The sequence below is a fragment of the Helicobacter mehlei genome (genome assembly GCF_003660265.1).
Lineage (GTDB): Bacteria > Campylobacterota > Campylobacteria > Campylobacterales > Helicobacteraceae > Helicobacter > Helicobacter mehlei.
Genome location: NZ_QXQP01000040.1, coordinates 1 through 3,460 on the forward strand (window position 1 = coordinate 1; position 3,460 = coordinate 3,460).

The following is a 3,460-nucleotide window of genomic DNA, read 5'->3' on the forward strand; positions in this document are numbered from 1 at the left end:
GGAATTTTTAAGATAAGCGAGTTACTTTTGTTCCTTTGTCAAGTGTTTTTGTAATGCCAAGCATAGGGCATTGTTAGATTTAAAGGTTTGGAGTTGGTCCTTAGAGTTAAGATACACACAGGGAGCGTTGTCAATGGAGATGAGGCGCAGGGAGTTTAGGTATTTTTGTAAGGGTTTGGGGTCATAGCTGTGTTGTTGGAAGATTTGCAAGCAAAGTGCTTTAGACTCTTTGTCTAAATACCGGGGTTGCAAACAAATGGTGGGGTTTTGGGGGAGAGTTAGTTGCATCGCTTGGACAAAAGGGACTTTTGGCTTGAGAATAGAAAATGTATATGCATCATCCTCAGCAGGGGTGATACGCAAATGGGTAACACTTTCCCAATACAAACCCATCGCACTTTCAAAGTCATTGTCATTAGCATCACCCCCCAAGAAGGCAAAGGCGCGCGCTGGCAATAAGCCATCCACGCGTTTAAATCTTGGACCTTGACCCCCCCAACAGCACGGACAATCTGGATTGTCAAAAAATCTTTGAAACCATCTTTTTCATTGGCACCAAAAAACCTTACATTTTCAATAAAACCGCTATCCATGAGGTAGTTGTGTGCATCGATGGATGCAAAATCCTCAAAATAGTGGCGCAAAGTCGGAGTCTTAGGACCTTTAACCATGTTTAAATGATCTTTTCGAATGCCCATAATCTCCCAATTAGGGATTAATGCGTCAGACTTGTCATGCAACATCTGTAGATAATCTGTAATGTCCAAACCCTGATGATAGGCTCCAAGTAAGGGGGCGTAGGCCAATTCTATGCCCCTTAAAAATTCTAAAGTGTGTTTTTTAGCGTCAAAGGGCTTAACACGCTTGGGAGACTTCATTTTCTTGCACTTTGAGATGTGGTTGTTGCAATAAAATTCGGGGGTGGAGTCGCTCAATAAATTAAAAAGGTTGTACATCTCAAGGGCTTTGAGCGCTTGGATCATTTGGGCTTGCTTGGGGGTTTTGGGCTGGAAGGCTTGTAAAAACGGGATATGATCAACAAAGGCTTGCAGGTGCTTGACAAGGGTTGGTGCTTCTTTTTGCATGGCATGGGAAAAGACCATGTCCCAATTTATACGCGTGTAACGCTCTTTAAAATCTTGTTCGTAAATTTTAACCACTAATGTGCGGGCTTGTTGCATTTGCTGGACCAAATTAGGGCTTACAGCCCATAGGGGGCTGATGAGTAAAAGTATTCCAATGAGGAAAATCATTTCAACTCCTTTATTTAATACAAGCTAAAGATTTTATTCTTGATCAGGGTCTGGCAATAGCTCGTTTAAATGATTCCACGCTTGCGCTTCAAACATGCCCGTGTCATCGTCTGTTAAATTGGCACTATTATCAGCAATGGCACTCTCCCCGGGGTCTTTAAAATCATAATCACCAGCATAGCCACAATTTCTTATAACACCGAGCTTTTCAGCCATATTTTTTGCTTTGTTAGCTGCATTAAAACAAGTCTGAGCCACCCAAGTCTCTTCATCCCCATCACAAGCGTGATCGCCACAATCATCCGTGGGCAATTGACTGAGTGATCCCACTAAAATGATATGCACCGCATCTCCCTGTTGGACTTTTTTTATAATCTTAGAAACGAGATTAATGGGGGTGTTATAATATGCAAGATCATCGGCAGCAGCGGGCGAAGCGGATGTAATCACATAAAAATCTCTCTGTGCATTTTTAGGCACCAGATCGATTCTATGGGCTTTGTGAAAAAAGGTCTTTAGGGGTTTGGCATAGACTTTCACATAATTATAACCCGATGCCTCCTCTTTAAAATCGCTCAAGAGGGCTTGATCGTTTTTGTGTAACTTGCGCACCCGTCCGGGTTTAAACCACAGCTTGGCTTGTGGGCTATCAAGCCACACGCTTTGCTCAAGGCTTTGTTTGTCTTGCAAGAGCGCGATTTGAAAGGGGGCATGGCTCAAGCTAGCCTTTTTTACAACCTTGTAGGCACTCAAACCCTGCGCCTTCGTGGGGGGCTTATCCCCCATAGGAGCGTCTAAACTCTGTAAAAAGTCGCGCGCTTTGATGAGCCCTATTTTGGGGTTATAGATAATGGGGGTGGGGTTGTTGTTGTCTATATATCCGGGTGTATCATTGTGTTTGCTATCAATGCCAAAGAGAAAGTCCTCCCAATTTCTGCCCGTATCGCCCACTTTTTTACCAGCTTTGGGGTCATCGGGTACATCACAATCACCTTTAAGGGAGGTGGCGTGGAATTGTTTTTTGAGGCGGTGGTAAGATTTAGATAGGATGGCTTTACCATCTCTCACATCATCTGTAAGAAAAACATGCACGCGGTAGTGCTTTAAGATGGTGGGGAATTTTTTAAGGATTTCTCCTGTGCGTCGGTAGAGATTTGAAAAGCTATCTGCGAAATCCAAAATTAAATAGAGATCGGGAGCTTTGGGGTTGGTGGAGGGGAAGGTATCCAAGCAGGGTTTAGGCAACGCTTCAAAAAAAGATCCAAAGAGAAGGGGGGCTTTTTTGGCGCGCAATGTTTGGGCGCGTGCGTTGATTTTCTTAAATAGGGCGGCATTATCTCCAAAAGCTTGTTGCACTTCTATAGCTTGGGTGGTGTTGGCATTAATGAGCCACACACTGGGGCCATCAAAGACAGCACTCTGCCAATCCGTGCCTTGCAAGGGTTTTAAAGAAAGCAAGGCTTTTTTAAAGTAAGAAACATCCATATCCTCGCGCATAGTCGCGTAAGGGCCAGTGTAAAAGAGATTCCACATCTTTATGATCTGCGTGGGTATGGCTTGGTTGTGTGCCCATATTTCATCGTATGTTGGGTCAGCACCATAAGGGTAATCATCGGGTCTTTGATTAGCCAGTTTAAGGGTTTGTTTATCCACCCACCACGCCTCCCATTTGCCCTTGTGATCCACAATGAGCACTTTAAAATCCGGACCCTCATCAACAGACTTAACCACCTTGCCTGGGATGTGGTGCTGTTTTAAGAGGACTTGCCAATTGATCTCTTTTGCCTCTTTAGCCACAAGGTGTGCCATACACAGGCCCCACAAGATAAAAAGACACTTTAGAGTGTTTGAAAACTTGGGATTGGGGTAATACCCCCCACTCTTAGAGGGAGGTTGCTTTGCAAGTGATTTCTTAATATGTCTACACATCTTTTAGTCCTTGATTGTTCTTTGTATATCAAAAAATTGTAAAGACTTTAGATGAACTTTGGAGAATCCCATCACGCCCTTTGCCCAAAAACTCTCAAGACTGACTTGATGGACGCTAAGAGAGATTGGCCCTAGAGAGTCTAGATTTAGAGGGCTTGATGGGAGCAGAGACTAAAGAGCAAACCAACCCCAAGAGGCATATAAAAACCCACCTCATGCTACATACAATACCCGCGCTCTTTGCATTGGGCAAACAACTTATCTTGGTAAGCACCATC

At 43.9% G+C, this 3,460-nt stretch carries 3 protein-coding genes; all 3 read right to left on the bottom strand.

Translation table 11 applies throughout. The features are described from left to right. Positions 1 to 21: 21 nt before the first annotated feature. Genes EAO36_RS07990 through EAO36_RS08840 form a run of 3 tightly spaced genes read right to left on the bottom strand, consistent with a single transcriptional unit; the run spans position 22 to position 3,062 of the window. Complete coding sequence (locus tag EAO36_RS07990; RefSeq protein WP_120955982.1) at positions 22 to 288, bottom strand: hypothetical protein; 267 nt, start codon at positions 286 to 288, stop codon at positions 22 to 24. Continuing rightward, a complete protein-coding gene (locus tag EAO36_RS07995) occupies positions 279 to 1,253 on the bottom strand; it encodes a hypothetical protein (RefSeq protein WP_120955983.1) in 975 nt (324 codons plus the stop codon). The genes EAO36_RS07990 and EAO36_RS07995 overlap by 10 nt, the downstream gene beginning before the upstream one ends. Positions 1,254 to 1,286: 33 nt before the next feature. Further along, positions 1,287 to 3,062 (bottom strand): hypothetical protein, encoded by a 1,776-nt coding sequence (locus EAO36_RS08840; RefSeq protein WP_235852425.1) that lies wholly within the window; start codon positions 3,060 to 3,062, stop codon positions 1,287 to 1,289. Positions 3,063 to 3,460 lie beyond the last annotated feature (398 nt).

Bases quoted from the DNA above. Each gene is read 5' to 3' on its own strand.
- EAO36_RS07990 (WP_120955982.1), bottom strand. From the start codon at position 288: ATGCAACTAACTCTCCCCCAAAACCCCACCATTTGTTTGCAACCCCGG.
- EAO36_RS08840 (WP_235852425.1), bottom strand. From the start codon at position 3,062: ATGGCACACCTTGTGGCTAAAGAGGCAAAAGAGATCAATTGGCAAGTC.
- EAO36_RS07995 (WP_120955983.1), bottom strand. From the start codon at position 1,253: ATGATTTTCCTCATTGGAATACTTTTACTCATCAGCCCCCTATGGGCT.